The 24,393-nt window shown below is 65.2% G+C and carries 20 protein-coding genes and 2 pseudogenes; 12 read left to right on the forward strand and 10 right to left on the reverse strand.

The features are described from left to right. Positions 1 to 98 precede the first annotated feature (98 nt). The 5 genes from P5W99_RS19495 to P5W99_RS19515 all read left to right on the forward strand — a co-directional run bounded on the left by P5W99_RS19495 (position 99) and on the right by P5W99_RS19515 (position 4,587). Entirely contained in the window at positions 99 to 770 is a 672-nt protein-coding gene (locus tag P5W99_RS19495; protein WP_421026773.1) for a dienelactone hydrolase family protein, read from the forward strand. 15 nt (positions 771 to 785) lie between these two features. After that, positions 786 to 1,511, forward strand: a complete 726-nt coding sequence (locus P5W99_RS19500; RefSeq protein WP_421026774.1) for a phosphoribosyltransferase — start codon at positions 786 to 788, stop codon at positions 1,509 to 1,511. 39 nt (positions 1,512 to 1,550) lie between these two features. Further along, positions 1,551 to 2,873 (forward strand): erythromycin esterase family protein, encoded by a 1,323-nt coding sequence (locus P5W99_RS19505; protein ID WP_421026775.1) that lies wholly within the window; start codon positions 1,551 to 1,553, stop codon positions 2,871 to 2,873. A 189-nt stretch (positions 2,874 to 3,062) separates the two neighbouring features. Continuing rightward, positions 3,063 to 4,100, forward strand: a complete 1,038-nt coding sequence (locus P5W99_RS19510) for a zinc-dependent alcohol dehydrogenase family protein (RefSeq protein ID WP_421026776.1) — start codon at positions 3,063 to 3,065, stop codon at positions 4,098 to 4,100. A 52-nt stretch (positions 4,101 to 4,152) separates the two neighbouring features. After that, positions 4,153 to 4,587, forward strand: a complete 435-nt coding sequence (locus P5W99_RS19515; RefSeq protein ID WP_421026777.1) for a hypothetical protein — start codon at positions 4,153 to 4,155, stop codon at positions 4,585 to 4,587. Positions 4,588 to 4,704: 117 nt separating this feature from the next. Here the strand turns inward: P5W99_RS19515 and P5W99_RS19520 are convergent, their stop codons facing one another. From P5W99_RS19520 to P5W99_RS19545, 6 genes are all read right to left on the reverse strand, one after another. Next, positions 4,705 to 5,247 carry an Hsp20/alpha crystallin family protein gene (locus P5W99_RS19520; RefSeq protein ID WP_421026778.1) on the reverse strand — a complete coding sequence of 181 codons (543 nt, stop codon included), beginning with the start codon at positions 5,245 to 5,247 and terminating at the stop codon, positions 4,705 to 4,707. An 84-nt stretch (positions 5,248 to 5,331) separates the two neighbouring features. Beyond that, positions 5,332 to 5,934, reverse strand: a complete 603-nt coding sequence (locus P5W99_RS19525; protein ID WP_421026779.1) for a hypothetical protein — start codon at positions 5,932 to 5,934, stop codon at positions 5,332 to 5,334. A gap of 320 nt (positions 5,935 to 6,254) precedes the next feature. Then, on the reverse strand, positions 6,255 to 6,815 hold the full coding sequence (locus P5W99_RS19530; protein WP_421026780.1) for a cytochrome b: 561 nt from the start codon (positions 6,813 to 6,815) through the stop codon (positions 6,255 to 6,257). Positions 6,816 to 6,852: 37 nt separating this feature from the next. Further along, positions 6,853 to 7,227 carry a cytochrome b562 gene (locus tag P5W99_RS19535; RefSeq protein WP_421026781.1) on the reverse strand — a complete coding sequence of 125 codons (375 nt, stop codon included), beginning with the start codon at positions 7,225 to 7,227 and terminating at the stop codon, positions 6,853 to 6,855. 121 nt (positions 7,228 to 7,348) lie between these two features. Beyond that, on the reverse strand, positions 7,349 to 7,990 hold the full coding sequence (locus P5W99_RS19540; RefSeq protein WP_421026782.1) for a hypothetical protein: 642 nt from the start codon (positions 7,988 to 7,990) through the stop codon (positions 7,349 to 7,351). 42 nt (positions 7,991 to 8,032) lie between these two features. After that, the gene (locus P5W99_RS19545) at positions 8,033 to 8,611 is read right to left on the reverse strand and encodes a Spy/CpxP family protein refolding chaperone (RefSeq protein WP_421026783.1); all 579 of its coding nucleotides are present in this window, start codon (positions 8,609 to 8,611) and stop codon (positions 8,033 to 8,035) included. Between the two features lie 187 nt (positions 8,612 to 8,798). Here P5W99_RS19545 and P5W99_RS19550 point away from each other — a divergent pair, with 187 nt between their 5' ends. Together P5W99_RS19550 and P5W99_RS19555 are read left to right on the forward strand one after the other, a co-directional pair. Beyond that, positions 8,799 to 9,257 carry a carboxypeptidase regulatory-like domain-containing protein gene (locus tag P5W99_RS19550; RefSeq protein ID WP_421026784.1) on the forward strand — a complete coding sequence of 153 codons (459 nt, stop codon included), beginning with the start codon at positions 8,799 to 8,801 and terminating at the stop codon, positions 9,255 to 9,257. Positions 9,258 to 9,322: 65 nt separating this feature from the next. After that, a complete protein-coding gene (locus P5W99_RS19555; protein ID WP_421027088.1) occupies positions 9,323 to 10,237 on the forward strand; it encodes a universal stress protein in 915 nt (304 codons plus the stop codon). Positions 10,238 to 10,367: 130 nt separating this feature from the next. Here P5W99_RS19555 and P5W99_RS19560 read toward each other — a convergent pair whose 3' ends face one another. Next, positions 10,368 to 11,369 (reverse strand): universal stress protein, encoded by a 1,002-nt coding sequence (locus tag P5W99_RS19560; protein WP_421026785.1) that lies wholly within the window; start codon positions 11,367 to 11,369, stop codon positions 10,368 to 10,370. Between the two features lie 136 nt (positions 11,370 to 11,505). Between P5W99_RS19560 and P5W99_RS19565 the strand changes: the two genes are divergently transcribed. After that, positions 11,506 to 13,797: a heavy metal translocating P-type ATPase gene (locus P5W99_RS19565; protein WP_434664349.1), complete on the forward strand. Its 2,292-nt coding sequence runs from the start codon at positions 11,506 to 11,508 to the stop codon at positions 13,795 to 13,797. An 8-nt stretch (positions 13,798 to 13,805) separates the two neighbouring features. On the opposite strand, the gene P5W99_RS19570 is transcribed toward P5W99_RS19565, so the two are convergent. After that, complete coding sequence (locus P5W99_RS19570; protein ID WP_434664351.1) at positions 13,806 to 15,977, reverse strand: D-(-)-3-hydroxybutyrate oligomer hydrolase; 2,172 nt, start codon at positions 15,975 to 15,977, stop codon at positions 13,806 to 13,808. A 423-nt stretch (positions 15,978 to 16,400) separates the two neighbouring features. Here P5W99_RS19570 and P5W99_RS19575 point away from each other — a divergent pair. Beyond that, positions 16,401 to 17,063, forward strand: a pseudogene (locus P5W99_RS19575) (sigma 54-interacting transcriptional regulator); the annotation flags it as partial. 44 nt (positions 17,064 to 17,107) lie between these two features. On the opposite strand, the gene P5W99_RS19580 reads toward P5W99_RS19575, so the two are convergent. Together P5W99_RS19580 and garL are read right to left on the reverse strand one after the other, a co-directional pair. Then, a complete protein-coding gene (locus tag P5W99_RS19580) occupies positions 17,108 to 18,019 on the reverse strand; it encodes a 2-hydroxy-3-oxopropionate reductase (RefSeq protein ID WP_421026788.1) in 912 nt (303 codons plus the stop codon). Positions 18,020 to 18,030: 11 nt separating this feature from the next. Beyond that, complete coding sequence (gene garL / locus P5W99_RS19585; protein WP_421026789.1) at positions 18,031 to 18,831, reverse strand: 2-dehydro-3-deoxyglucarate aldolase; 801 nt, start codon at positions 18,829 to 18,831, stop codon at positions 18,031 to 18,033. A gap of 251 nt (positions 18,832 to 19,082) precedes the next feature. Between garL and P5W99_RS19590 the strand changes: the two genes are divergently transcribed. The 3 genes and pseudogenes from P5W99_RS19590 to P5W99_RS19600 form a co-directional block, all read left to right on the forward strand. Next, a complete protein-coding gene (locus tag P5W99_RS19590; RefSeq protein WP_434664353.1) occupies positions 19,083 to 20,666 on the forward strand; it encodes an aldehyde dehydrogenase (NADP(+)) in 1,584 nt (527 codons plus the stop codon). A gap of 361 nt (positions 20,667 to 21,027) precedes the next feature. Beyond that, positions 21,028 to 23,286 (forward strand): T6SS effector phospholipase Tle3 domain-containing protein, encoded by a 2,259-nt coding sequence (locus P5W99_RS19595; RefSeq protein ID WP_434664355.1) that lies wholly within the window; start codon positions 21,028 to 21,030, stop codon positions 23,284 to 23,286. A gap of 8 nt (positions 23,287 to 23,294) precedes the next feature. Continuing rightward, positions 23,295 to 24,386: pseudogene (locus P5W99_RS19600) on the forward strand (virulence factor); the annotation flags it as partial. Positions 24,387 to 24,393 lie beyond the last annotated feature (7 nt).

The following is a 24,393-nucleotide window of genomic DNA, read 5'->3' on the forward strand; positions in this document are numbered from 1 at the left end:
ATGCGATTGATCGAAGTCAACCGGCGGTGCGAAGCCGCCACGATGATGGGATCAAGCGCCCCGCGAACCATGCACGGACGCCACCCCAGGAGGGACAGATGCAAGCGCTGCAGGTGGAGATTCCAGTCGATTACGTGACCTTGGGCGGAACCCTCGAGATGCCCGATCAGGCCCGCGCCATCGTGGTGTTCGCGCACGGCAGCGGCAGCAGCCGCTTCAGCCCGCGCAACCGGCAGGTGGCGGCGGGGCTGCATGGCGCGGGCTTCGCGACGCTGCTGTTCGACCTGCTCACGGCTGAGGAGCAGCGGCACGACAGCGTCGACGCCACGTACCGCTTCAATATTTCGCTGCTGGCGCGCCGGCTCGCTGCGACCCTCGTCTGGCTGCGCGAGCGGCCCGAGATCGCGCCGCTGCCAGTGGGTCTGTTCGGCGCGAGCACGGGCGCGGCCGCCGCGCTCGTCGCGGCGGCGCAGACGGATTCGGTGAGCGCGGTGGTGTCCCGAGGCGGTCGGCCCGACCTTGCGAGGGAGGCGCTTGCCGCGGTCGCGGCGCCCACGCTGCTGATCGTGGGCGGACTCGACGAGGAGGTCATCCGCCTGAACCGCAAGGCCGCCGCGCAGATGCGCTGCGAGCATCGCATCGAGATCGTGCCCGGCGCGACGCATCTGTTCGAGGAGCCGGGCGCGCTCGAGGCGGTGACGCGTCTTGCCAGCGACTGGTTCGGACGCTGGCTCGAGGCGCGCCCGATGACCCGCGGGGTCGAGATTTGATCAGGATGCCAGATCATGCGTGACCTGTTCCAGAATCGTGTCGATGCCGGCAGGCAGCTTGCCTTGGCATTGGAGCGCTACGCGGCGCGCGACGACGTCGTGGTGCTCGCGCTGCCGCGCGGCGGCGTGCCGGTTGGCTATGAGGTGGCGAAGGCCTTGCGCTGCCCCCTCGACGTGCTGATCGTGCGCAAGCTGGGCGCGCCGCAGAATCCCGAGCTCGCCATGGGCGCCATCGCCAGCGGCGACGCGCTCTACGTGAACAACGCGGTGATGCGCGCGCTCTACGTGAGCGAGGCGCAGTTCGCGGATACCTTCGAGCGCGAACGCATCGAGCTTCATCGCCGCGAGTCGGCTTACCGGGGGCAGCGGCCGCCGGCGGCGGTGCAGGGCAAGACCGTCATCGTGGTGGACGACGGCATGGCGACAGGCGCGACCATGCATGCGGCCCTCAAGGCGCTGCGTGGCAGACGGCCGAGGGCGCTCGTGGTGGCGGTGCCGGTTTGCCCGGCTGGCGCCGAAGAGCGCTTCGCCGGAGTGGCGGACGATTTCGTTTGCGTGTTGCAGCCGTATGGGTTCATGGGCATCGGGCAGTTTTATGCCGACTTCGCCCAGACCAGCGACGAGGAGGTTCGAGCCTGCCTCGACGCCGCGCAAGGCGGGCAACCGGACCCGGCTCACGGCGCTGCGGATGGCGATGCGGGCGGCGCGCATTCTGTGCCGCCCGGCGGCGGCCCGGCTTGAGCGGCCAGTAAACCGACCCTGGCAAGGAGGGCATGGATCATGCAGCCTTCGAAGACCCCCTTTCTGGCCGTTCGCGACCTCGCGCAACGCCTCGACGGCACGCTTGCGGACTACGACGCACTGCTGGAGATGGCGCACGGCCGCGATCTGGTTCTGCTCGGCGAGGCGACTCACGGCACCGCCGAGTTCTACCGCATGCGCGCAGAAATCACGCTGCGCCTGATCGGCGAATGCGGCTTCGACACCGTGGCGATCGAAGGCGACTGGCCCGACGCCTGGCGCATCAACCGTTTCGTGCAAGGCGTGGGCGCCGACGACGCCACATCCGCGCTGGACGACTTCGAGCGATTCCCCGAATGGATGTGGCGCAATCGCGAGATGCGCGATTTCATCGCGGCGCTGCGCGAGCTGAACGCGGCGCGCCCGCGGCGGCAGCGCGCGGGCGTTTATGGTCTCGATCTATACAGCCTCTACCGCTCGGCGGACGCCGTGATCCGCTATCTCGAGGCCGTGGATCCGCACGAAGCGGCGCTGGCGCGCGAGCGCTATGCGGCGCTCGATCACGTGCGCGAGGCGCAGACCTATGGCTACGCGGTGGCGCTCGGCGCGCGGCCTGCTGCGCGCGCGGGCGCGGTGCAGCAGCTGCTGCAACTGCGCGCCGGCGAATTCGAGTACCTCTCGCGCGACGGCACCGACGCGCTCGACGCGCAGTTCTTCGCGGAGCAGAACGCTCAGGTGGTGGTCAATGCCGAGGCGTACTACCGCGGCATGTTCAGCAGCCGGCTGAACACCTGGAACCTGCGCGACGCGCACATGGCCAATACGCTGTTCGCACTGGCGCGCTATCGCGTGCGGCGCGGCGGCAGCGGCAAGGTCGTGGTCTGGGCCCACAATTCGCACCTTGGCGACGCCCGCGCGACCGAATCGCGCCGGCGCGGCGAGTGGAACCTCGGCCAGATCGTGCGCGAGAGCGCGCAGCATCGCGCCTTGCTGGTGGGCTTCACGACCTGCACCGGCCACGTGTCGGCGGCCTCGCAGTGGGACGGCGAGGTCGAGCAAAAGTGGGTGCGTCCCGCGCTGCCCGAGAGCTGGGAGCACCTGTTCCACACGACGGGCTACGACCGGTTCTTTCTGCCGCTGCGCGATGAGGCGTCCGGCCCGCTCGACGAACCCATGCTCGAGCGGGCCATCGGCGTGCTGTACCTGCCGCAGACGGAACGCCAGAGCCACTACTTCGAAGCCTCGCTCGCGTCGCAGTTCGATGCGCTGTTCCATCTCGACGAAACCAGCGCGCTCGAACCGCTCGAACCGGCGGCGGGCTGGCACCGGCGCGAGGGCAGCGCCGAGACGCCGGTGGCGTAGCCCCGCCACGCTTCCTTCTTCCTGATGCGAATCCGCGTCGGCCCCGGTGCTCTTGATCGAAGTCAAATGCGCCTGGGCTCGGCGGCGCATGATCAAAGCCGATAGCGCCGGCACGCCGTTGTGCCAAGCCGTTGCCACGCCGTTGGCATGCGCCGCGCCGGCCCATTTCCGAACGCCGATGGAGAAAACATGAAAGCACTGGTCTATAACGGTCCGGGCCGCTTCGCGGTCGAAACGCGTCCGATGCCGGAATTGCGGGAGCCCGGCGACGCCATCGTCAAGATGTCGAAGACGACGATCTGCGGCACCGATCTGCACATCCTCAAGGGCGACGTGCCGAGCTGCACGCCGGGGCGCATCCTCGGCCACGAAGGCGTGGGCGTCGTGCATGCGGTGGGCAGCGGCGTGAGCACGCTTGAACCCGGCGATCACGTGCTGGTGTCGTGCATTTCGAGCTGCGGGCAATGCGAATACTGCCGCCGCGGCATGTACTCGCACTGCAAGACGGGCGGCTGGATTCTCGGCAACCGCATCGACGGCACCCAGGCCGAATACGTGCGCACGCCGCACGCGCAGACGAGTCTTTACAAGATCCCCGCGGGCCTCGACGAAGCGGCGCTCGTGATGCTCTCGGACATCCTGCCCACGGGCTTCGAATGCGGCGTGCTCAACGGCAAGGTCGAGCCTGGCAGCGCCATCGCCATCGTGGGCGCGGGGCCGATCGGGCTGGCGGCGCTGTTGACCGCGCAGTTCTACTCGCCCGCGCAGATCATCATGATCGACATGGACGCGAACCGTCTCGAATGCGCGAAGCGCTTCGGCGCCACGGCGTGCGTCGATCCGCGCGCTGCGGACGCGGTGGAAGCGGTCATGAAGCTCACGGACGGCGTGGGCGTGGACTGCGCCATCGAGGCGGTGGGCGTGCCGGCCACCTTCGAGCTGTGCGAGCAGCTGGTGGCCCCGGGCGGCACGATTGCGAACATCGGCGTGCATGGCGTGAGCGCGTCGATCTTCCTCGACAAGCTGTGGGACCGCAACGTGTCGATCACGACGCGTCTCGTCGACACGGTGAGCACGCCCATGCTGCTCAAGACCGTGTGCGCCGGGCGCATCGATCCGGCCCGGCTCATCACGCACCGGTTTGCGTTCGACGATGTTCTCAAGGCATACGAAACGTTCTCGCACGCGGCCAGCACGCAGGCGCTGAAGGTCATCATCGAAATGTGAAATGTGAGGCGGGGGCGGCGCGCAGCGACGAAACCGCGAGAGAGGTCCGATCATGAACTTGCATTCGACCACGCACACAGGCAACAGGGCCATGCACTGTCCGGTACCGCGCGCCGATGCCCCGCGCGCGGCAATCATGGGCATGTGTGGGGGCGCGCCGCGTATTCAGCCGCCGCGGGGCGGGCAGCCGTTGGAGCAGCAGGCAAGCGCGGCGGACAAGGGCAGCCGGCGCCGTGCGAAACAGCGCGGGGCGTCGTGTACGGCGGCTTCGGGGCTGGCGAGCGTTGAGGTCGTCTTTTACAAGGAGATTCTCGACCATCGCGGATTCCCGCACCGCTGCGAGCTCATGCGCGTGCATGGCGAGTCCGTGGAACGCGACGAGGCCATCGCAGGGGCCATTTTCGAGTTCGAGCGGATACAGTGCGTGAGCCACTGGAACATTGCGGCGGACGGCTACGAGGTCCAGACGCGAGCCGCCGTTGTTTAGCGCGGAACCCTCAACTCCGGCTGCGCCGCTTTCACTTTCATTCTCCGCATGGCGCGCTTCCCGAGCCACGCCGCCCGCATGAGCCGGGGCGAGCGTGGCTTCGGCTCCAGCCTTGCGTCAGGCCGCCTTCACCGGAATCTTTTTTTCGGCTTTGCGCGCTTCCGCGGTTTTGGGCAGCGTCACGGTCAGCACGCCTTTCTTGAAGCTCGCTTCGATTTTTTCGCGATCGACGCCTTCCGGCATCTGGAAGTAGCGCTCGAACGCGCCAAAGCGGCGCTCGTGGAGGTAGTAATCCTTTTTCTTTTCCTCCTTCTCTTCCTGCTTCTTGCCCTTGATCGTGAGGCCGCCGTTGGCGAGCTTCACTTCGATGTCGTTCTCGTCGAGGCCGGGCAACTCGGCCACGATCTCATACGCCTTGTCGGTTTCTGCAATGTCCACCGCCGGCGCGGCCGCGAACGCGCGTTCGCGGCGCCAGAACGGCTCGATGCCGAGGAAAGCGCGGCGCGGCGGCTGGAGGCTGAAACCGCGGTCGAAATCGTCGAAGAGACGATCGATCTCGCGGCGCAGGTTTTCGACCGGGTGCCACGCCTGGAACACCGCGGGCCGCTGTGCGCTTTCTTCCGGCTTTTTCACGGGCAGCTTGGTCGTTTCGTCATTCATGGTGAATCCTCCTTGAAGAGAGCATTCATTGTCTGGCTGGGTGCCTGGCCGCTCTTGATTCACGTCAATTGATGCGGGACCGGCCTAGCGCAGCGGCATGCCGTTTCGCGTGATCTGGACGGCGGTTGCCTCGACGTAGTCGACCTTCACGCTGTCGCCCGGCTTGAGCCCGTCTATCAGGCTATTCGCCGTTGCCTGCAAGGTCATCGTGCGCGTGGGGCCGCGCACGGTGAGCTCGTGCTTGCCGGGGTCGACCTGCACGACGGTCGCCACCTCCTCGACCCGGTACAGCGACAGCGACGAACCGAGCGGCACGCCCGACGTGAAGCCTTTATCGATGCGTTTGCGTATCCCGTCCGAATTGGACTTGTCGGCGCGCAGCAGCAAGGCCTTGCTGAACGTGACGGCAACGGTGTCGCCGAGCTGCAGCCTGGCGACGTCGCCGAGGCGGCGGTCGACGATCACGTCCACCGGTTGGCCGTTGTCTTCGAGCAGCGTGATGCTGTTGCGCCCGGTATCGATGGCAAAGACAACCGCATTCGCATGCCTGACACTGGCGCCCGAGACCGCGTCGGCGGGCGCCGCCGGCGCGATGGTTTCGTCGGCGGCTGCCGTGCATATCGATGCCGCGCCGATGGCGAGTGCCGCTACGCCAGCAAGCATTCCACTTCGACCGATGCGTTGCATGGTGCTTTCTCCGTGGTGTGAAAACCGGATGCGTGCCCTCGAGCGCGCGCGCCGTGGCTCGAGCGCCGCGCATGACCGCCACCCAAGGAAAACATCCGTCCCGACACACAGATTTGCTTGCTTCCATGCCGTCACGATTGATATGCATCAAGCGCTGCGCGCGCGCCTGGACCAAAAGCAAAAACCCCACGCTCCGAAAAACGTGGGGTTGTCAGCAATCCGGGGGGGCTTCGTCTGAAAGCCGCCATGGAGTTGGCCGCGGGTTTCAGTGAAAGGCCAGACGTGCCGCTGCGTGCGTTATTTCAACCAGCAGCATTCGACTATTCAGGGGCATGCGCCTGACGGTCCGGCCTCCGCAGAGGCAGGGGAAGCATGCGTGGAAGGATATTTCGCGCCTTGAAAACCCGATGTGCCAGGACCCCGGCCACGTGCAGGCCGATCAACGCAGCCAGCCCGTAGGCCGTCAGCGAGTGCAGTTGCCCGAGCAGATGCGAGAGTTCGCGGTTTTTCGGTATCAGCGCAGGCAGCGAAAAGAGTCCGAAGCAACTGGCGGCGTGTCCCGCCGCATTGGTCTTCATCCACCCGATCAGCGGTATGGCCAGCATCAATGCGTAGAACAAACGATGCACGGCCGTTTCCACAAAATGTGCCGGCGTGCCCGCCCGGTTGACCGATTCCGGCACCCGGCCCCGCACACGTACACGGTTCGCCAGGCGAATCAGGACGAGGCCCAGGATCGCAATGCCGATCGACTTGTGCAGGGTGACCAGTTCCTCCCGGTCGTCGAGCAGCCAGCCGATGACGAGATTGCCGGTCAGCGCAACGGCGAGCAGCCAGTGCAGCAGGCTGACCGAGAGGGGATATCGCGAGAATTTTTCCATGGGCGGTGTTCGATTTTCGAATGAACGTGCGAATCGGTCAGCTGAGCAGGTGGTGATAATGCTTCCGTGTGTTGTTGATCTGGTGCAGCGCTTTCTTCGCGCCATTCATATCGTTCACACGGATGGCCTGATCCACCTCGGCCAACTGTTGCTGCAACGCGTGCATGCCTTCGTCGTACGTGCGCTGGTCGTCGCGATAAGTCTGACGACTCGCTTGCTGCGCGTCGCGTTCGAGTCGGGCCACATAGCCGCTTAGCTCCGGCATCGTGGTGCTGGCCATCGCGCCCTGCATGGCCAGCTTCATGTCTTTCATCAGCGCCTTGATCTCGCCCGCCTGTGCGAACGACGGGGCGGCAAGAAGCGCAGCGCACAGCAGCACGCTGGCGCGAAGGGAAAGCGGAAACCCGGACATGTTCGTTGTCGTTCCTTGAGTGTGGAAGCGGCAAGCGTAGGGGAGGCAAGGTTAACGCAGGCTTAAGGACGTGCCGGTCCGGCCGATTCTCCCGCTGCATGCCTCGGTCACGGTGGCCCGATCAGGAGTCTGTGGTGTGGCCGCGCCCTGCGTCATCGGGCCGTTTGAGCGAGCGTCGCCACGCGAGCTTGCGTTGCTCGATCAGCATTTTCCAGTCGATCTTCATGAGCAGGTAGACGAAACCGAGCAGCGCGAGCTGCGTGATCACGAACCAGACGCTGAAATAGCCGCCTTCGAGCTCGAATTCCGGATCGACATAGGTGGATGCGAGTTTTCCGAGTCGAGCCCACACCGTATAGCTGACCGTGCGGCCGATGAAGAATGCGACGCCGATGTTCCTGAGCGGCAAACCCGATAGTCCATAGGCGATGAAAAGATAGTTCGAAGGGAACGGGCTCAAGGCATAAAGAAAAAACGCGCTGACCGTCGTGGTGTTGTGCTTTTCGAGCCAGGCCTTGATCACGTCGATATTCTGCCGGTCGGCGTCTCGCATCAGTTTTCCGCGCACCAGCCATCGCGCGCAGTTTGCCAATACGAGCCGCCCGATGGTCGCCGCGCTCGCGGCGACGATGGCGAACTGCAAGGCGCTGCCTTCCGGAACGTTGAACCCGATCCATGACATGGCCATCCACGTAGGCGGTGCGAACGCGGGCATCAGGTTGATCAGCAGGACCACGGCGAAAAGAATCGCCAGCGTCGCCATGATGCCTCCTGGCAGATGGGCTTGGGGTGTTTCCTTTTTCCGCTACCAGACCATCGGCCCGCCTTCGCGCCAGTCCTCGCGCAACTTGTCCCGCTGTCCGGGGGTCAGAACGGCTTCGATCCGCTTACGCGCATCGATCGATGTGGTGTACATCTGCTGGCGCAAGTCGCGCAAAGTCTTATAACTCCGGTCGATCGCGTTCTGGTCGCGCGTGGGCGCGATATACAAATCGCGGAGGCTGGCCTGCTGGTCGAGCATCTTGCCCATCAGCACCCAATGCGCCTTGCGCGTTTGATCGACGATCGCGTTGATGCGGCTGCGTTGATCGCGGGAGAGGTCGAGACCGCCCATTGCGCTGCCGTAACCCGGGCCGCAACCGTAACCGCCCATCATGCCGCCGCCCATCATGCCTCGTCCTGGCATGCCAAAGCCCATCATGCCGGGGCCCATGTAGCTGCCGTCGTACTCGCCCATCATGCCCGGACCGTAGCTGGCGCTGTTGGCAGTGTTGGCGTTGTTCGGGGCGTTGCGTTCGTCGGCGAACGACAGGGAGACGCCGAGACCGATTAGCAGCGCAATGCTGGCTTTTCCTATTGTTCTGGATAACGAAAGATTGTTCATGGCGGGCCTCTGCTGTGTGACAGGAAGAGAACTTTGACGGTTACCGTGGGATGCAGCTTACGTCGCGAGGGTCTGGCGCGATTGATCTGTATCAACGGCCGTTTGCCGCCCACTCCTATTCTTGCTTCATCGATGCCGCGCGGCGCTAGACACGCCGTCGCCAGGATTACGTCAATGGGTGCCCGTCATGTCTGCTCTATTCCGCCTCCCCGCCATCGTTTTCATTGCCGGACTTTGCGTCTTTGCCGGGGCAGGTGACGCGCAGACGGCCCATATGCCCGCCGGGCGAAACGGCGTTCCCTACATCACGGGCGGCATCGGGCAAACCGAAGTCGAGGCGTTCAGGGCGCAGGCGAGCCAATACAACCTGCGCATGACCTTCGCGACGAAAACGGGCTCTTACCTGTCCGATGTCGACGTGAGCATCTGGACCGAACCGCATCATCGCCTGCTGCGCGTGCGTACGCGCGGGCCATTCCTGTTCGTCCGCGTGCCCGCGGGCCGCTACGAGATCGAAGTTCATCTTCGGTCGCAAAGCGTGACGCAGACGGTGCAGGTGCCGGCGCGTGGCGGTGCGGAAACGGTTATCCGCCTCGAGGATCCTGACGAATGCGGTGTGATCATCCTGTGCCGAAAGGCGCGGTGACCCGCTTGCGGGCCGTGCGGAGTCATGGGGCGAATTCGACAATGAACGCACGCGTGCCGCTCAGAATGTTCGTCGCCATAGATACATCAGACGTTTCGCGCGACGTGCTGAGATTTGTTCGCGACGTGGCGCCAATCGATAGCGTGGTGCGCGTCGTCAACGTGGCGCCGGGCGAAGCGTCGGCTTTGCTGCCCGGCGATGCGGCCATACCGGTTGCGGAGCCGTCGCGCAACGGCCGGGTGCGGGCGAGGCGGAGCAGGCACGATGCAAGGGATGCGCTCGCGGACGCGGCGGACTTTTTTGCGAACGCCGGCATCCGCGCGGACACGCAGACGATCGAGATGTCCTGGCATGACGCCGATATCGGACACGCCATCGTCGCTGCTGCTGCGGCGTGGCACGCGGAGCTTGTGGTCGTGGGGGCGCGGCAGCACCGGCAGTGGCTGCGCTGGCTCGAGGCAAGCGTCTCCGGCGCATTGACACGGCTGTGCCCCTGCCCGCTGATGATCGTCCCGCATGGCTGGCACGGCGGCGAAGGTGATTGGCCGGCACGGATGCTCTTCGCGGTCGACTCCGCGGAAGATGCGCGACATTGCGCAATGTATGGGTTGCGCTTCGCGGCGCCGGACTCGCTTTTGCGCGCGGTATGCGTTGCCGCGCCTGCCCCGGTATGGCCGGTCGAGCACCGTGCAATGGGCTTCGATCGCGGCGCGAAGGCGCTTGCCGCAGCCAGGCAGGTCCTCGAGCGCGCCTCGATCAACGTGACGACGGCCACCATCGGCGCCGCCGAAACGAGCGACGACATTGCACGCGTCCTGGTTCGTGAGGCAGCCGAATGGCATGCGGATCTGCTGGTCATGGGCATGCACAGCAGCCAGGGGCTGAAGCGTCTCGTGGTGGGCAGCGTCGCCAGCCAGGTCGCCCATCTCACGCGCACGCCGCTGCTGCTGGTCGACGTCCCGGATGCGCTGGATGCTTGACGCCGCTTTGTGGCCGCTTTGTGGCCGCTTCGTAGTCGCTTCGTAGTCGCTTCGTAGTCGCTTCGTAGTCGCTTTGTGGCCGCTACCTGGCGCGACCCGCCGCCCCGAAGGGGGCGGCGCCCACTCCCTCTCACTCCATTGCCGGCGGCACGAGCAGCAGGGGAACGGAGGCGAGCCTCGTGGCCCGCTCCGCGACACTGCCAAGCAGCCAGCGCGTCAGGCCACGCCGCCCGTGCGTGCCGAGCACGAGCAGTTGCGCATTCCAGCGCTTCGCCTCGCGATCGAGCGTGTGCGGGACGTCGTCAAATGAATTCGCGGTTTTGACTATCGCGGTTTCGACGTTCCATCCTTCCTGCCCGCACGCAGCGAGGTCGGCGCGTGCTTTCGCGACAGCCACGCCACCGGCTTCGCTCAGCGCTTCCTCCAGCTTGCGTTCGAAAAATCCGGTGCCCGGCGCCAGCAACCGGTCGACCACATAGATCGCACACCAGTGCGCGTCGGGCGTGGCGAGCGCCGTGGCCGTCCGCAAGGCGGTGAAAGAGGCATCGCTGCCATCGGTCGCGAACAGGATACGCGACGCAGCCTCGTCCTCAGGCGCCTCGTAGCCCGCGGGCACGAGCAAAACCGGCCAGCGGAGCAGACGCGCGAACGGCGCGGCAACCTCGCCTTCCACCCAGCGCATGAGGCCTCGATGGTGGCTCGTGCCGAGAACGACCAGGTCGGCCGGCCAGCGCGACGCGGCGGCGGCGATCGCGTCCACCACATCGCCCCCTTCCTTGCAAAGATCGACGACCTCTGCGTCGATGCGCAATCCGCAGCCATGCAATGCATCGAGCGCCAGCTGGGCGGCTTTTTCGGCGTCGCGGTGAATTTCGTCTCTCGCGGCGTCGAGCTGCTCGGCCGCCCAAGTCCCGAGCGGCACGAGGGATCGCGGGTTCTCCGCGACGCTCACGATGCGCACCGCAGCATCAGGGCGCGATGCAGGGCCCAATGCGGAGCGCAACAGCTGGCCTAGATAGCGAAGCGCGGCCGTCGACGCGGGCGACGCGTCGACGGCGACCAGAATGCGCGTAACAGGCGTAACAGGCGTAATGGACGCGGGCGCGCTGGAGTCGTTTGAAGGAGTCGTCATCGCTGTCTCGATCGGTAGTGAGGGCTGGCACGCTTACCGTGAACGCAAATCCGTCTGCGCGATTGATGAAGATCAATCGTGTGCGGTTCCGGGCGCGCATGATTCGAGTTCGACTAAACAGGACGCATAGCGGGCCATGCGGGACGTCATCCATTCGCTGAATTTTGTCTGGCTTGCCGCGTGCGTGACCGGCTTGTTCGCCGGGCTTGCGCTCGATGGGGCCGGTTTTCCCGACGCCGCGCGCCTGTCGTGGATGGCCGGCGCTTTGCCGGTTCTGGCGGCGCTCGGCGTCTCGACGGCCAGGGCGTTGCGTCGCCGCGAGGGCGGCGTCGACATGCTTTCGGTGCTCGCCATCGCCTTCGCGCTGCTGCTGGGCGAATGGCTGACCGCTGCGGTGATCGCCCTGATGCTCGCGAGCGGCCGGGCCCTGGAGGCCTATGCGGACAATCGCGCCCGCGCTGAAATGACCGCGCTGCTGAGCCATGCGCCACGAAACGCGACCCGGCTGGAAGCGGGACAGTGGAACCGGGTGTCGCTGGAGCAGATTGGCGTCGGCGACCGCTTGATGGTGCGTCACGCGGACATCGTGCCGGTCGACGGAACGCTGGCTGGAAATGCCGAGCTCGACGAGTCGACGCTGACGGGAGAGTCGCGTCTGTGCACGCGCGAATCCGGCGCGGCGGTGCGAAGCGGCGCGATCAATGCGGGGCCGACGTTCGAGATGATCGCGTCGGCCACAGCGGCGGACAGCACCTTTGCCGGCATCGTGCGCATGGTGGAAATGGCGCAGCGCGACCGCAGTCCGGCCGCGCGGCTCGCGGACCGCTACGCCTGGTGGTTCGTCGCCTGCACGCTCGTGATGGCGGGGGGGAGCTGGATCGGCACCGGCGAAATCGAGCGGGCGCTCGCCGTGCTCGTGGTCGCCACGCCTTGCCCCCTGATCCTCGCCGTGCCGGTCGCCATTGTTTCGGGAATCTCGCGATGTGCGCGTCGCGGCGTGCTGATCAAGGGCGGCGCCGCGCTCGAACAGCTGGCAACGGCGCAAACGCTCTTCTTCGACAAGACCGGAACGCTGACCGGCGGCGCCGCGCGCGTCGTCGCTATCGAGACGGGGCCCGGCGGTACGCCGGAGCGCGTGCTGCGTGTGGCGGCTTCGCTGGCGCAGGCCTCGAACCACGCCATCTCCGACGCGCTCGCGGCGGAGGCACGCACGCGCCAATTGTTGCTGAGCGCGCCCCTCGACGTGCGCGAGACGGCCGGAGCCGGGATGCGCGGCAACATCGACGGGCACGCCGTGGCGATAGGAAGCTTCGATTTCGTGAGCTCGGCATCGGCCGTCGCGCCGTGGGCCGGCCGGTTCCTTCGCCGCATTGCCTATGAAGGCGCATCGTCGGTCTTCGTCAGTGAGGACGGCGTCATGACCGGCGCTATCCAGATGGCCGACAGCATTCGCATGGAGACGCCGCGCGCATTGCGTTTGCTGCGGCGCGAAGGCATCGCGCGCATCGAGATGTTGACGGGCGACCACGCCGATGTCGCCCAAACCGTGGGGGCCGTCCTGCAAGTCGATGCGGTGCGGGCGGGCCAGACGCCCGCCGGCAAGCTCGCTGCGATTCAGGAGGCCAAGCGGCAGGGCCCGGTCATCATGGTCGGCGACGGCGTGAACGATGCGCCCGCACTGGCGGCCGCCGACGTGGGCGTTGCAATGGGCGCGCGCGGCGCCGCCGCATCGTCCGAAGCGGCCGATGTCGTGCTGCTCGTCGACCGGCTCGACCGGCTGGTCGACGCACGCCGCGTCGCTCGCCGGACGCGTCGCATTGCGATCGAAAGCGTGTTTGTCGGCATGGGACTTTCTCTGGTCGCGATGATTGTTGCCGCGCTCGGCTTCCTGCCGCCACTGGCGGGCGCGATCCTTCAGGAGGTGATCGACGTGGCGGCCATCGCGAACGCGCTGCGGGCGCTGGGAGGTGCGCCTCGACGCGCGGCCGGCGTGCTGGCGCCCGACGACGTCGCGCGCCTGAGCGGCGAGCATGCGCAACTCGAACCGGTGATGGAGCAGATACGCCGGCTCGCCGACGAGCTGCCGCGCTTGTCCTCCGCGGCAGTCAAGGACCGGCTCGCGCACCTCAACGACTCGCTGAGACGGATACTCGTACCGCACGAGGTGAGCGACGACACCCATCTATATCCGCGAATCGCCGGACTGCTCGAAGGCGAGGACCCGTTGTCAACCATGAGCGCGATGCATCGGGAAATATTTCGCCTCGCACAGGCCCTGGACCGCATGGCCAAGGACCTGTCCGAAGATTGCGCGGGCGCCGACTGGCGGCGCGAAGCCCAGCGACTGCTGTACGGGCTCGATGCGATCATCCGGCTGCACTGTGCACAGGAAGACGAACTGTTTCATGCACTTGCTCAGGATGGCTGAAACTGCGGTCAATGCGGCACGTTCACCAGCCCGTCGCGCGCGCTGATCGCATTGCTGCCGGGATTCGCAACGATCGCCGGCAGGTTGGTCAGCGCCAGCGCCGGCGCGGCGCCCGGGTTGCCGCCGCGCGGCAGGGTGCGGATGACCTGCGAAGGCGGCAGCGGCGTGCCGTTCTTCAGGTGATCCCACATCAGATTGAGCGCTGCGATGTTGTAGTAATGCACCGGCACGTAACGATTGTCGAAACCCGGCACGCCCAGGAACGCGTCGAAGTGCTGTCCGTTCATCACCTCGTAAAGCGATAACTGGCTGCGCGAGCCTTCGCGCACGCTATTGGCCGCGAGATACGCGCGCGACGCATGATTGATCGGCACCAGTGCGTCGCTGCGGCCTTGAACGATGATCGCGGGCTTGCCGTGCAAATTCGCATTCACGCTGATCGCCTGCACGCTCTGGCGCATGCGCGGGTCGCCGTTGGTCCACAACGCGCGCATGCATACGGCGCCTGCAAAACTGGCATCGGGGGTGGCGAGCCGATGGTCGGCCCCGCCCGGCGGCGTGACGTTGTAGACGAGATTCACGCCATTGGTGGGCGGCACGCCATTGCCGAGCCCGAACACGGTCAACATGGGCGAGAGCGCGGGCGGCACGCCCGCTGCGCCCGTCGATGCGCTGGTCGTGCCGAAGCTGAAACCGCACAGGTTGTCGACCACGCTCGAGCGCGTGTACGCGTTGGCGTAAGTCACCGCCACGGCCGGCACGGCCTGCGAGTCCCACATGGGCGCTTGCAGCAGGTCGGAATCGCCTTCATAGCCCGCTTCGTGCAAACGCGCGAGCGCATCGTTTGCCTGCGTATGCGTGTCGCTGCCGTGCACGTAGCCCGCCGACGCCAGCGAGGCGCAGCGCGCCTGGCGGATGGCCGCCGTCGTGGCGGCGGGCAGCGCGGTGAGATAAGGCGCGCCAGCGGCGCTATCCGCGAGCGCGGCGCACGGCTGCAGCAGGTTGGCGAGCGTCATGTAGTCGGCGAGCGGCTTGCCCGCCGCCGCGATGCGCTGGCCGCCTTCCCTGACCTGGGCGTTGCCGGGCATGCGCACGTTGATCTGCGGTTCGCCGACCACCACGGCCGTAATCCACTTTCCGGGGTCCTGCTCGGCGGCCGCGAGCGATGCGCCGCCGCCGTTGCTCACCGAAGCCGCAATCGTCGTGATGTCGCCTGGCGCGAAGCGCACGCCGTGGTTCGGCGCTGCATTTGTCGCTGCATTCGACACATCAGCGCGCGGCGCGAACTGCTGGTTCAGCACCCAATACGCAAACTGCACCGCCTCGAGCGTGTCCTTGCCCCAGTCCGCTTCCGGATTCTGCTGCGAATGCGCGTGCTTGAACGCATAACGATTCGGGTATTGCTGGTTGTACGCGGCCAGCGCAGCGGCGGGCAGGTTCGCGGTGAAGAGACTGTTGCGGCCGGCCGTGGCGGCATCGGCAAGGAGACCGTCGATCAGCGTGACTGTGCCGGTCATCAGTTCGTGCGCGCCGTTGCCCGAGCCCTTGTCGGTATAGGCCACCGCGCAGCCGCGCTTGAGGCCCCACTCGCCGGCTGCCGAGATCGCGCCGTACACGCCGCGCGAGCCCGACGAGGTTGCCGTCACGATGCAGGGGTTCGTCGGGTTGAAGCTTGCCGGCACCTGAACGAGGAGGCTGACGTTCTGCCGGCCCGAGCCGTCGTCGGCATACGCGAGATATTCGGTGCCGGCAATTTTCCCTTCGCCCAGCGTGTCGTTGCCGTACACGTCCACGTTAGGTCCCCAGAAGCGCCCATAGCCGCCGTTTGCGCTCATGTCGACGAGCGCGCGGTAGTTCGACCAGATGGCAAGCCGGCGCAACTCCGCTGCGGTTGGCGCCGCCGGGTTCGCAATCGACGGCGCCGCGCCCGCCAGACCGGTCTTGCCTAGACCGGCCGTGAGCAGATCGTCGCTCACGCCGTCGTAGCTCGTCGACTTCAGGCTGCCCGCCACCACGAACGACGGCAGCCGGTTCAGCGCGGCGTGGCCGCCGTTGCCGCCGTTGCGTTCCCCGGCTTGATTGTCTGCATGAGCGCCGGGCACGAGCGCCGCGCCGGCTAGCGCCAGTGCCGCGCCGAGCAGCGCGAATTTATGTCGGACTGCAAACGGGGTATCTCTCATCGATGTCTCCATGATTGTTGTTCAGGCAACGGGCAATGCTTCGAGAAGACGCTCAGGCTTGATGGGGCCGCGGCATCATCGGAGCCTGGGGCTGTTCACATTCATAGCGGGCTTGCGAACGTGCCTTGCCGGCCGCAGTGCAAGGAGCGCGGCGCGCCGTTTGGCCGAGCCAAACAAGCGACGCGCGACGCCGCAATGCGGCCGGCAAGGCACGTTCCCCAAACTCTACAATTTAATCTCGGGGCTGGCCGCCAGAAGGGCCGTTATGAATCTGAACAGCCCCCTGGAACAAGCGGGTTGCCGATTCCAGCAAAGATTTCATGCGGGTTTCACTGCGCGATCCATCCGCCGTCGACCTTGATCTCCGCGCCGCGTATTTCGTTCGCGGACTCGGAGCAGAGAAAGGCCGCCACGCCGCCAATCCAGGAATTCGAGCCGCTCGGCTCGAACCGCATCGTGCGCACCGATGTGCGCACCGATGTGCGCATCATCGCGGCGACCTCGGCGGATCTGCCCGCACTGGTGGCGCAGGGCGGATTTCGCGCGGATCTCCACTATCGCATCAACGTGCTGACGATCCGCGTGCCGCCGCTGCGCGAGCGACTGGCCGACATCGAGGCGATGGCGTATGCGATCCTCGACAAGCTGTCGGTGGAAAGCGGCGCCGTGCGCCTCGAACTCGACCGCGATGCGCTCGCGGTGCTGTGCGCGTATCGCTGGCCGGGCAACGTGCGCGAGTTGCGCAATATGCTCGAACGCGCGGTGCTGCTGTCGGAGAACGAGCGGATCGATGCGCGTTCGCTGGCGCGCTTCATCGGTGACGGGCGCGGCCAGATCGAGGCCGAAGACGACGCGCGCGGCGCAGCGGGCGATCAGCGCGACGAGCCGAAGGGCGCACCGATTGCCGCCGTGCCCGATCGCGCCGGCGCGCAGCAGTACGACGAAGCGATGCAGGATTTCGAGCGCCGCTTCCTGACCAATGCGCTGCGCGCGGCGCACGGCCATGTGGCGAATGCCGCCGCGCGCATCGGCATGGCGCGCGCGACGCCATACCGGCGCATCGTCGCGCTGGGTATCGAGGTTTGAATCGCGGTTTGAATCGAGGTTTGAACCATGCCTGCGCGGCGAAATCACGCCACCTGTTGCCCGATTTCGTGATTCGCGAGCAGTTCTAGCGCGCGCACCATCGCCGAGTGGTCCCACGCCTTGCCGCCGTGCGCGACGCACGCGTTAAAGAGCGCCTGGCAGGTGGCGGTATTCGGCAGCGATACGCCGAGCGCCTGCGCCGTCGAGAGCGCGAGGTTCAAATCCTTCTGGTGCAGCTCGATGCGGAAGCCCGGATCGAAGGCGCGTTTCGTCATGCGCTCGCCGTGCACTTCGAGAATGCGCGACGACGCGAAGCCGCCCATCAGCGCCTCGCGCACGCGCGCCGGATCGACGCCGGCCTTCGAGGCGAGCAGCAGCGCTTCGCCCACCGCCTCGATGGTCGCCGCGACGATCACCTGGTTCGCGACCTTGCACACCTGGCCCGCGCCCACCGCGCCGATCAGCGTGACGTTCTTGCCCATCATGTCGAACAGCGGCTTCACGGTGTCGAAGGTCGCTTGCTCGCCGCCCACCATGATGGTCAGCGAGCCGGCTTTCGCGCCTACCTCGCCGCCCGAGACCGGGGCGTCGAGATAGTCGGCGCCGCGCTCGCGCACCCGCGCCGCGAAATCGCGCGTCGCCATCGGCGAAATCGAGCTCATGTCGACGACGATCTGGCCCGCGTGCAGTCCGCTCGCGAGCCCCTGTTCGCCGAATAGCACGCGCTCGACGTCCGGCGTGTCCGGCACCATCACGAAGATCACGTCGGCGTGGGCGGCCACCGCGGCCGGGCTGTCGCACGCCACGGCGCCGGCCCGGGTCAACTCGTCGGGCACGCCGCTGCGCGTGAACGCGGCAAGCGCAACGCCGTGCTTCAGAAGATTGGCGGCCATGGGCTTGCCCATGATGCCGAGTCCAATAAAACCTGCTTTTTTCATCGAATGCTCCTGAGTCATGCGGGCGGCGCTCAAGCTTCGCCCGCCCGCTTCTGCATGAAATGTTTCTGAACCGCTTGCGCGGCGCCCTTGAGCAGCCCGAGATCCGCGCACACCGCGACCACGCGCGCGCCCATCGACAGATAATGCTCCGCGTCCGCCTGCACGGTCGCGAGCGTGCCGCTCGCTTTGCCCGCTGCCTGCGCGCGATCGAATACGTGCGCGATGGCCTGCTGCACGTCGGGGTGATTCGCGTTGCCGAGATGGCCGTACGACGCCGCGAGATCGGAGGGGCCGACGAAGACCGCGTCGATGCCTTCCACCGCGAGAATCCTGTCGATCGCCTCGACCGCCTTGCGGCTTTCGATCTGCGCAATCACGCAGACGTTGTCGTTTGCGAGTGCGAAGTAATCGGCGAGCGTGCCGTAGCGGTTGCCGCGATGGCCGACCGACACGCCGCGGATGCCCTGCGGCGGATAGCGCGTCGAGGCGACGGCGCGGGCGGCGTCGTCGGCGCTGTCGACGAACGGCACGAGGAAGTTCGAGAAGCCGCTGTCGAGAAAGCGCTTGATGACGACGCTGTCGTTGGCCGGCGGCCGCACGACCGGCGCGCTGCCGCTGTCCTTGAGCGCCATCAGCTGGGGGATCAGCGTGAGCACGTCGTTGGGCGCGTGCTCGGCGTCCAGCAGGATCCAGTCGAAGCCGACCGTGCCCAGCAGCTCGGTGACGATCGGGCTGCCCAGCGACGCCCAGCAGCCGATCTGGGTTGCACCGCCGCGCACCGCCTGGCGGAAGCGGTTGGGCAGGGACTGGTAAGGCGTGACGGTGGACATCGGATGTCTCCTGAATGGCGATGGATCTGAAAACCGGCAACGATGACGGCAAACCCGCTGCAAAAAAACGCAGTCTATTGTGATGTTATAGGTCATCGTATGTCTAGTGGCAGGGTAACACGATGGCTTCGCTTGTAATGGGTACGTAAACCCGGAATCCCCAGCCAGATAGGCGTGCTCCCGGTTGCGTGCAAGTTCCTACATGTTGTAGGATGACATATATCTAAAGACGCCATTCGAGGAAAGCCCAAATGCCTGTTACCGGAGAGATGCTGGTCGGCCGCCAAGCCGTGCGCGGCGAAGAACAAGCGCTGCGCGCCTTCAATCCCGCGACGGGTGCCGAGATTGCCGAGCCGGTGTTCGGCAGCGGCACCGTCGCCAATGTCGATGAGGCGTGCGAGCTGGCGCGCGCAGCTTTCGACACTTATCGCCAACTGCCGCTCGCGGTGCGCGCGGAGTTCCTCGAGCGCATCGCCGACGGCATCACCGCGCTAGGCGACGAACTGATCGAGCGCGCCCAGGCCGAATCGGGCCTGCCGAAGGCGCGCCTGGAAGGCGAGCGTGGCCGCACCACCGGTCAGCTCAAGCTGTTCGCGCAGGTCGTGCGCGCGGGCCAGTGGCTCGGCGCCACGCTCGACTCGCCGCTGCCCGAGCGCAAGCCGCTGCCGCGTTCGGACCTGCGCATGCAGAAGATCGCGCTCGGCCCGGTTGCCGTGTTTGGCGCGAGCAATTTTCCGCTCGCGTTTTCGGTGGCGGGCGGCGATACCGCCGCGGCGCTCGCGGCGGGCTGCCCGGTTGTCGTGAAGGCGCATCGTGCGCACCTTGGCACTTCGGAACTGGTCGGTCGGGTGATCCAGCGCGTCGCGCAGGAGATGGATCTGCCCGAAGGCGTGTTCTCGATGATTGTCGGCGCGGGCAACTCGGTCGGCGAGGCGCTTGTTGCGCACCCGGCTATCAAGGCGGTTGGCTTCACGGGCTCGCGTGCGGGCGGCACCTCACTCATGCGTGTGGCGGCGGCGCGTCCCGAGCCGATTCCGGTCTATGCGGAAATGAGCAGCATCAATCCCGTGTTCCTGATGTCCAATGCGCTTGCAGCGCGCGGCGAGAGCATCGCGCGTGGTTTCGTCGACTCGCTCGTGCTGGGAGCGGGGCAGTTCTGCACGAACCCGGGGCTTGCGATTGCGATTGAAGGCGATGCGTTGGAGCGCTTTGTCGCTGCGGCTTCCGAGGCGCTGGTTGTGAAGCCGGCGCAGACGATGCTGACTTCGGGCATTCATGCCGCGTATGAGGATGGCGAGGGCAAGCTCGCTGCGACGAAGGGCGTCGAGGCTGTGGCGCGTGGCGTGGCCGCGACTGGTCCGACCCAGGCGCGCGCGGCGCTGTTCGTGACCGACGCGCAGACGTTCTTGTCGACCCCGGCGCTGGAAGACGAAGTGTTCGGCCCGGTGTCGACGGTTATTCGCTGCAAGGACGAGCAGGAGTTGCTGAAGGTGGCCGAGCACTTTGCCGGTCAACTGACCGCGACGCTGCAGATGGATAGCGCCGATGTGGCGAGCGCGAAAAAGCTGGTGACGATACTCGAACGCAAGGCGGGGCGGATTCTGGTCAACGGTTTCCCGACTGGCGTCGAGGTGTGTCACGCGATGGTCCACGGCGGTCCGTTCCCGGCGACTTCGGATGCACGCGCGACTTCGGTTGGGACGACGTCGATCGATCGCTTCCTGCGTCCGGTGTGCTATCAGGATTTCCCGGCTGAACTGCTGCCGCAAGCGCTGGCTGATGAGAATCCGCTTGATTTGTGGCGTCGCCGCGATGGGGAGATCGTGCGGGGTTAAATTGAAGGTATGACAGCGAAAAAATGGCCGGATGGTTCACAGACCTCCGGCAATTTTTTTGCCCGCGATACGAATCAGTGCAGGTTCAGGCATTCTGATGTTTCATGACCAACCTCTCATTCATATTGGGAAGATTGTGCCGGGACGCTAATACTGATTGCCGCCCGGAATAGCTACAGTAGATCCAAAACATCCGCCGATTTTGATTGCAGGCACAACATATTCGCGGCCCTCGTCTTGTTTCGACATGGGCAAACGACGCGGAAAATTGTTGCCTGTCAACAGCAAGTCGTTTGAATCATTCGTGAATTAGTTCGTCGAGCAGAATACCTGGTTTCCATTCTGAAGAGTTTGCTCGAGCATGACCGACTCTTTCCCGAATCCAGATACGGCGTCATCCATTCCACCCGCAGCACCTGCCACCGAGCCGCCGCGCATCGTGATCGGACAGGGGCAGGGGCCTTTGGTCTTCGATTTAACTAGCGAACTGATCTGCGTAAAACAGCAGCCGCTGCCCGGTGTCGTTATCTTTGTGCATGGCGTGAACTCCGAAGGCGAGTGGTTCGAACCCGCCGAGGCAGGGCTGTGCAAGGGGCTGAACCGGCGGCTCGCGCGTCTGGATGACCAGATGGCGTACAGGGGCGTGGTCGGCGGGCAGATGTGTCCGGCACACTACACCGAGAGCTTGACGCCCGATGGGTTTCTCAATCCTGACCTGTGGGCCGGCAACTACATCAAACCCGATGCGTCGTTCTCGCCCGTGATTCATTTCCGCTGGGGCTACAAGGCGAACAAGGACGAACTGAAGGAGTACGGCGACAAGATCTTCCTGAACGAACAGGGTTACTGGGGCGGCGGTCCATTCGCCAACGGCTGCTCGAGTCTGCCGGACCTGTGGCAGGAGGGCATCGACGACCGCATCTTCGGCTTCATCACCGTCCAGGGCCTCAACCCGACGCAGCGCCCGCTGTACCGGACGCCACCACGCGCCTACGGCGTGCTGGCCGCACTGCGGCTAGCGAAGCTGATCCAGTCGATCCGGCAGACGCAGGCCAATGTCCCAATCACGATCGTTTGCCACAGCCAGGGAAACATGGTGGGCCTCACGGCCGCATTTTTCGGCGATCAGTTGCCGGAAGTCACCGACCCATGGGGCAACGTCGGCCGCTGCGTGGCCGATGCCTACGTGCTCGCGAATCCGCCGTACAGCGTCTCGAACACGGGCACGGTGATGGAGAACTGGTCGCAGCGCAAGATTCGCGATGCGGGCGACAACCGGGGGCGTGAAACTTACGAGGCGCGCACGAAGACGCTGCGGGAGTTCTTCAATATCATCCGTGCCCGACGGGCATTCGAAATGCCCGTCGACAAGGTCGATGAAGACATGGCTAACGAGCGCATATCGCCGACCAGCGGGAAGCGCTACAAGGCAGCGGAAGATCGTGGGGCGCACGGCGTCAACAACAGCACGTACGGTCGCGTCACGCTGTACTGCTGCCCGCACGACCAGGTGATCTCGGCCACGACGGTGCAGGGCATCGGCTGGCGCGGACTTGCGGGCCGGGAGCTTGCCGATACGGGGGCGCAGGGTGTGCTGACGCAGCGCGTGTTCGCGACGCACTTCCCGGTGGGGCTGTATAGCCTGAAGAACACGCCGCTGGAATATCGCTATTGGGAAGACGACTGGCGGCACGGAAAAGGAAAGACCAGCGGCTTCTGGTATCCGCCGTCGCCGCCCGCGAAATATGGATTGACAGATGCGTGGAGCGGCAATGAGAACCCTGTCGGATGGTTTGCCACGACCATGACGGCTCCGCTGCTGTCCATCGTGACGCTGGTGACGTCGTCGCTCGACGCGATGCGCGTGAACGCGGACCCGCCGACCGGCTGGAAAGTCGTGGCCGATGCGCCCAGGCTGGACGAGCCGTTCACGCCGAAAGCGTTGCGATACGGTAAGGAATGCGAAATCGAAGACGGTCCGAATGCGCACAGCGACTTCAACGAAAGCCATGACCCGCCCGCTGCGGCGCGTGACGCGGCGAAGACCGATGCGAAACCCGACGATCCGTACGACAACTACGAGAAAGGGGCGAAGGCCATCGGCGACAAAGGCAGCGAAGCGGCACAGCGTTATGAGGATCACGCCATTCTGCGCATGCGCGCGCTGCGCCAACGTAATCCGGATTGGATCGACGGGAACGGCAACGTGATTGGCGAGGACGGCAAGAGCACGGCCCCGGAGGGATACACGCAATGGCGCAATGCGCAGGTCGTCAGCATTCTGAACAAGGGCGCGAACAACAATCCGACCAATCACTCGACCATCATGACGAATCCGATGCATGCGGAGAAGGCGCTTGCGTATGACGTTGCGATCGGGTTGTGTTACCTGTCGCCGGAGCAGATGAAGGCCCTTCGTCTTGAAGCTGATTGGCGGCTTGGCATAGGAATGGGCGACGACAATCCGAACAAGAAATACTCGAAGTACTTCGAAAATGGCCTTCTCGGAGGCGTGTCACTGGATATATGGGCGAAAACGGATGACGAAGCAAAAATGCCTGCAAAGATTGCGGATGAACGAGAAGGCAGCTTCTATCTGAATATCGGGGGAGTTGCGTGAGCGCCCTGATTGCAACCTGGCCGCGCCGCGTGGCGCTTGCATTCTGCGCGTTGTTCCTGTCAGCGGTTGTCATGCTGGTTTGGATGGCGCATGACAACCTGGAACCGCTCGATACTGGAGAATTCATGAAACGACTGCTCCTGCTGCCGGGTCTTGTCGCCTGGGCAACGTTCGTGCTGAGCACGGTGCTGATGCCAGTGACGGCGCAGACCGCCACGCCATCGGCAGAAGCCGCGGCCGCGACCAGCGAGTCTTCCCGGCCTTTCCGTGCACAGGTCGTTGGAGTCCAATGGCTCAATCCCTTGCAACGGCGCGACTATCCGACCGAATGGCAATTGTTGTGGATGTTGGGTCTGGTGAAGCCGAACAAGAACGACGACATGGTACGGACGAACCCGCAAAAATACTCGACGCTCCAGTACGTTGCTGGAATTGCCTATGGAAACGATGGCACAGAGACTTTCAAGGGCTTTTATCACAAGTATGTTGACTCATTGTTACCTCTGTTCGGAACCCGTTACGTAATGAATTCTGGATACTTCTATACGGTCAAGCCTGAAAACAAAAAAGACTGGCGAGAACTGGCCGGCATCCATGTCGAGTTCGCTATTCCCACGCGGCTCGATCCGGTTGAAGCCCAAACCTATCTGCAAAAGCAGATCATCAGCGAATTCAACATCGGAAACAAATATTTCCCCAAACTCTGGAGCGACAGCACGCCGCCTGAGGTTCGGGTAACCCCCGGCGGCCCAAACGCAGGCTTCACCTCGCTGAACGCCGCACTCGATTACCTCCAGACCAACCCGGACAAAAGCGTATGGGTCATGAACTGGGACGCACCGAGCTTCCCGCCGAAGGACGGCCAGCTTAACGAAAACATGGTGCTGCTGATTCTGACTGGCCCCGACTTCAAAACGGAGCGCGAACCGCTCGCCTGGATCGGACGCGCTGCAACCGGCAACGCGAGCGATTTCGACTCGAAGGCCGGAACGACTCGCACGGTGCAGGCGTGGAAGGCAACGATTGAAGCCGCCGCGCACAACACAGGCGTCACCGTTCCCGACATTCACTACGTCATACACGATGCCGGCCGGGCCAGCCCCCGGA

Origin of the sequence: Paraburkholderia sp. A3BS-1L, from assembly GCF_051125215.1 — a bacterium.
Taxonomy (GTDB): domain Bacteria; phylum Pseudomonadota; class Gammaproteobacteria; order Burkholderiales; family Burkholderiaceae; genus Paraburkholderia.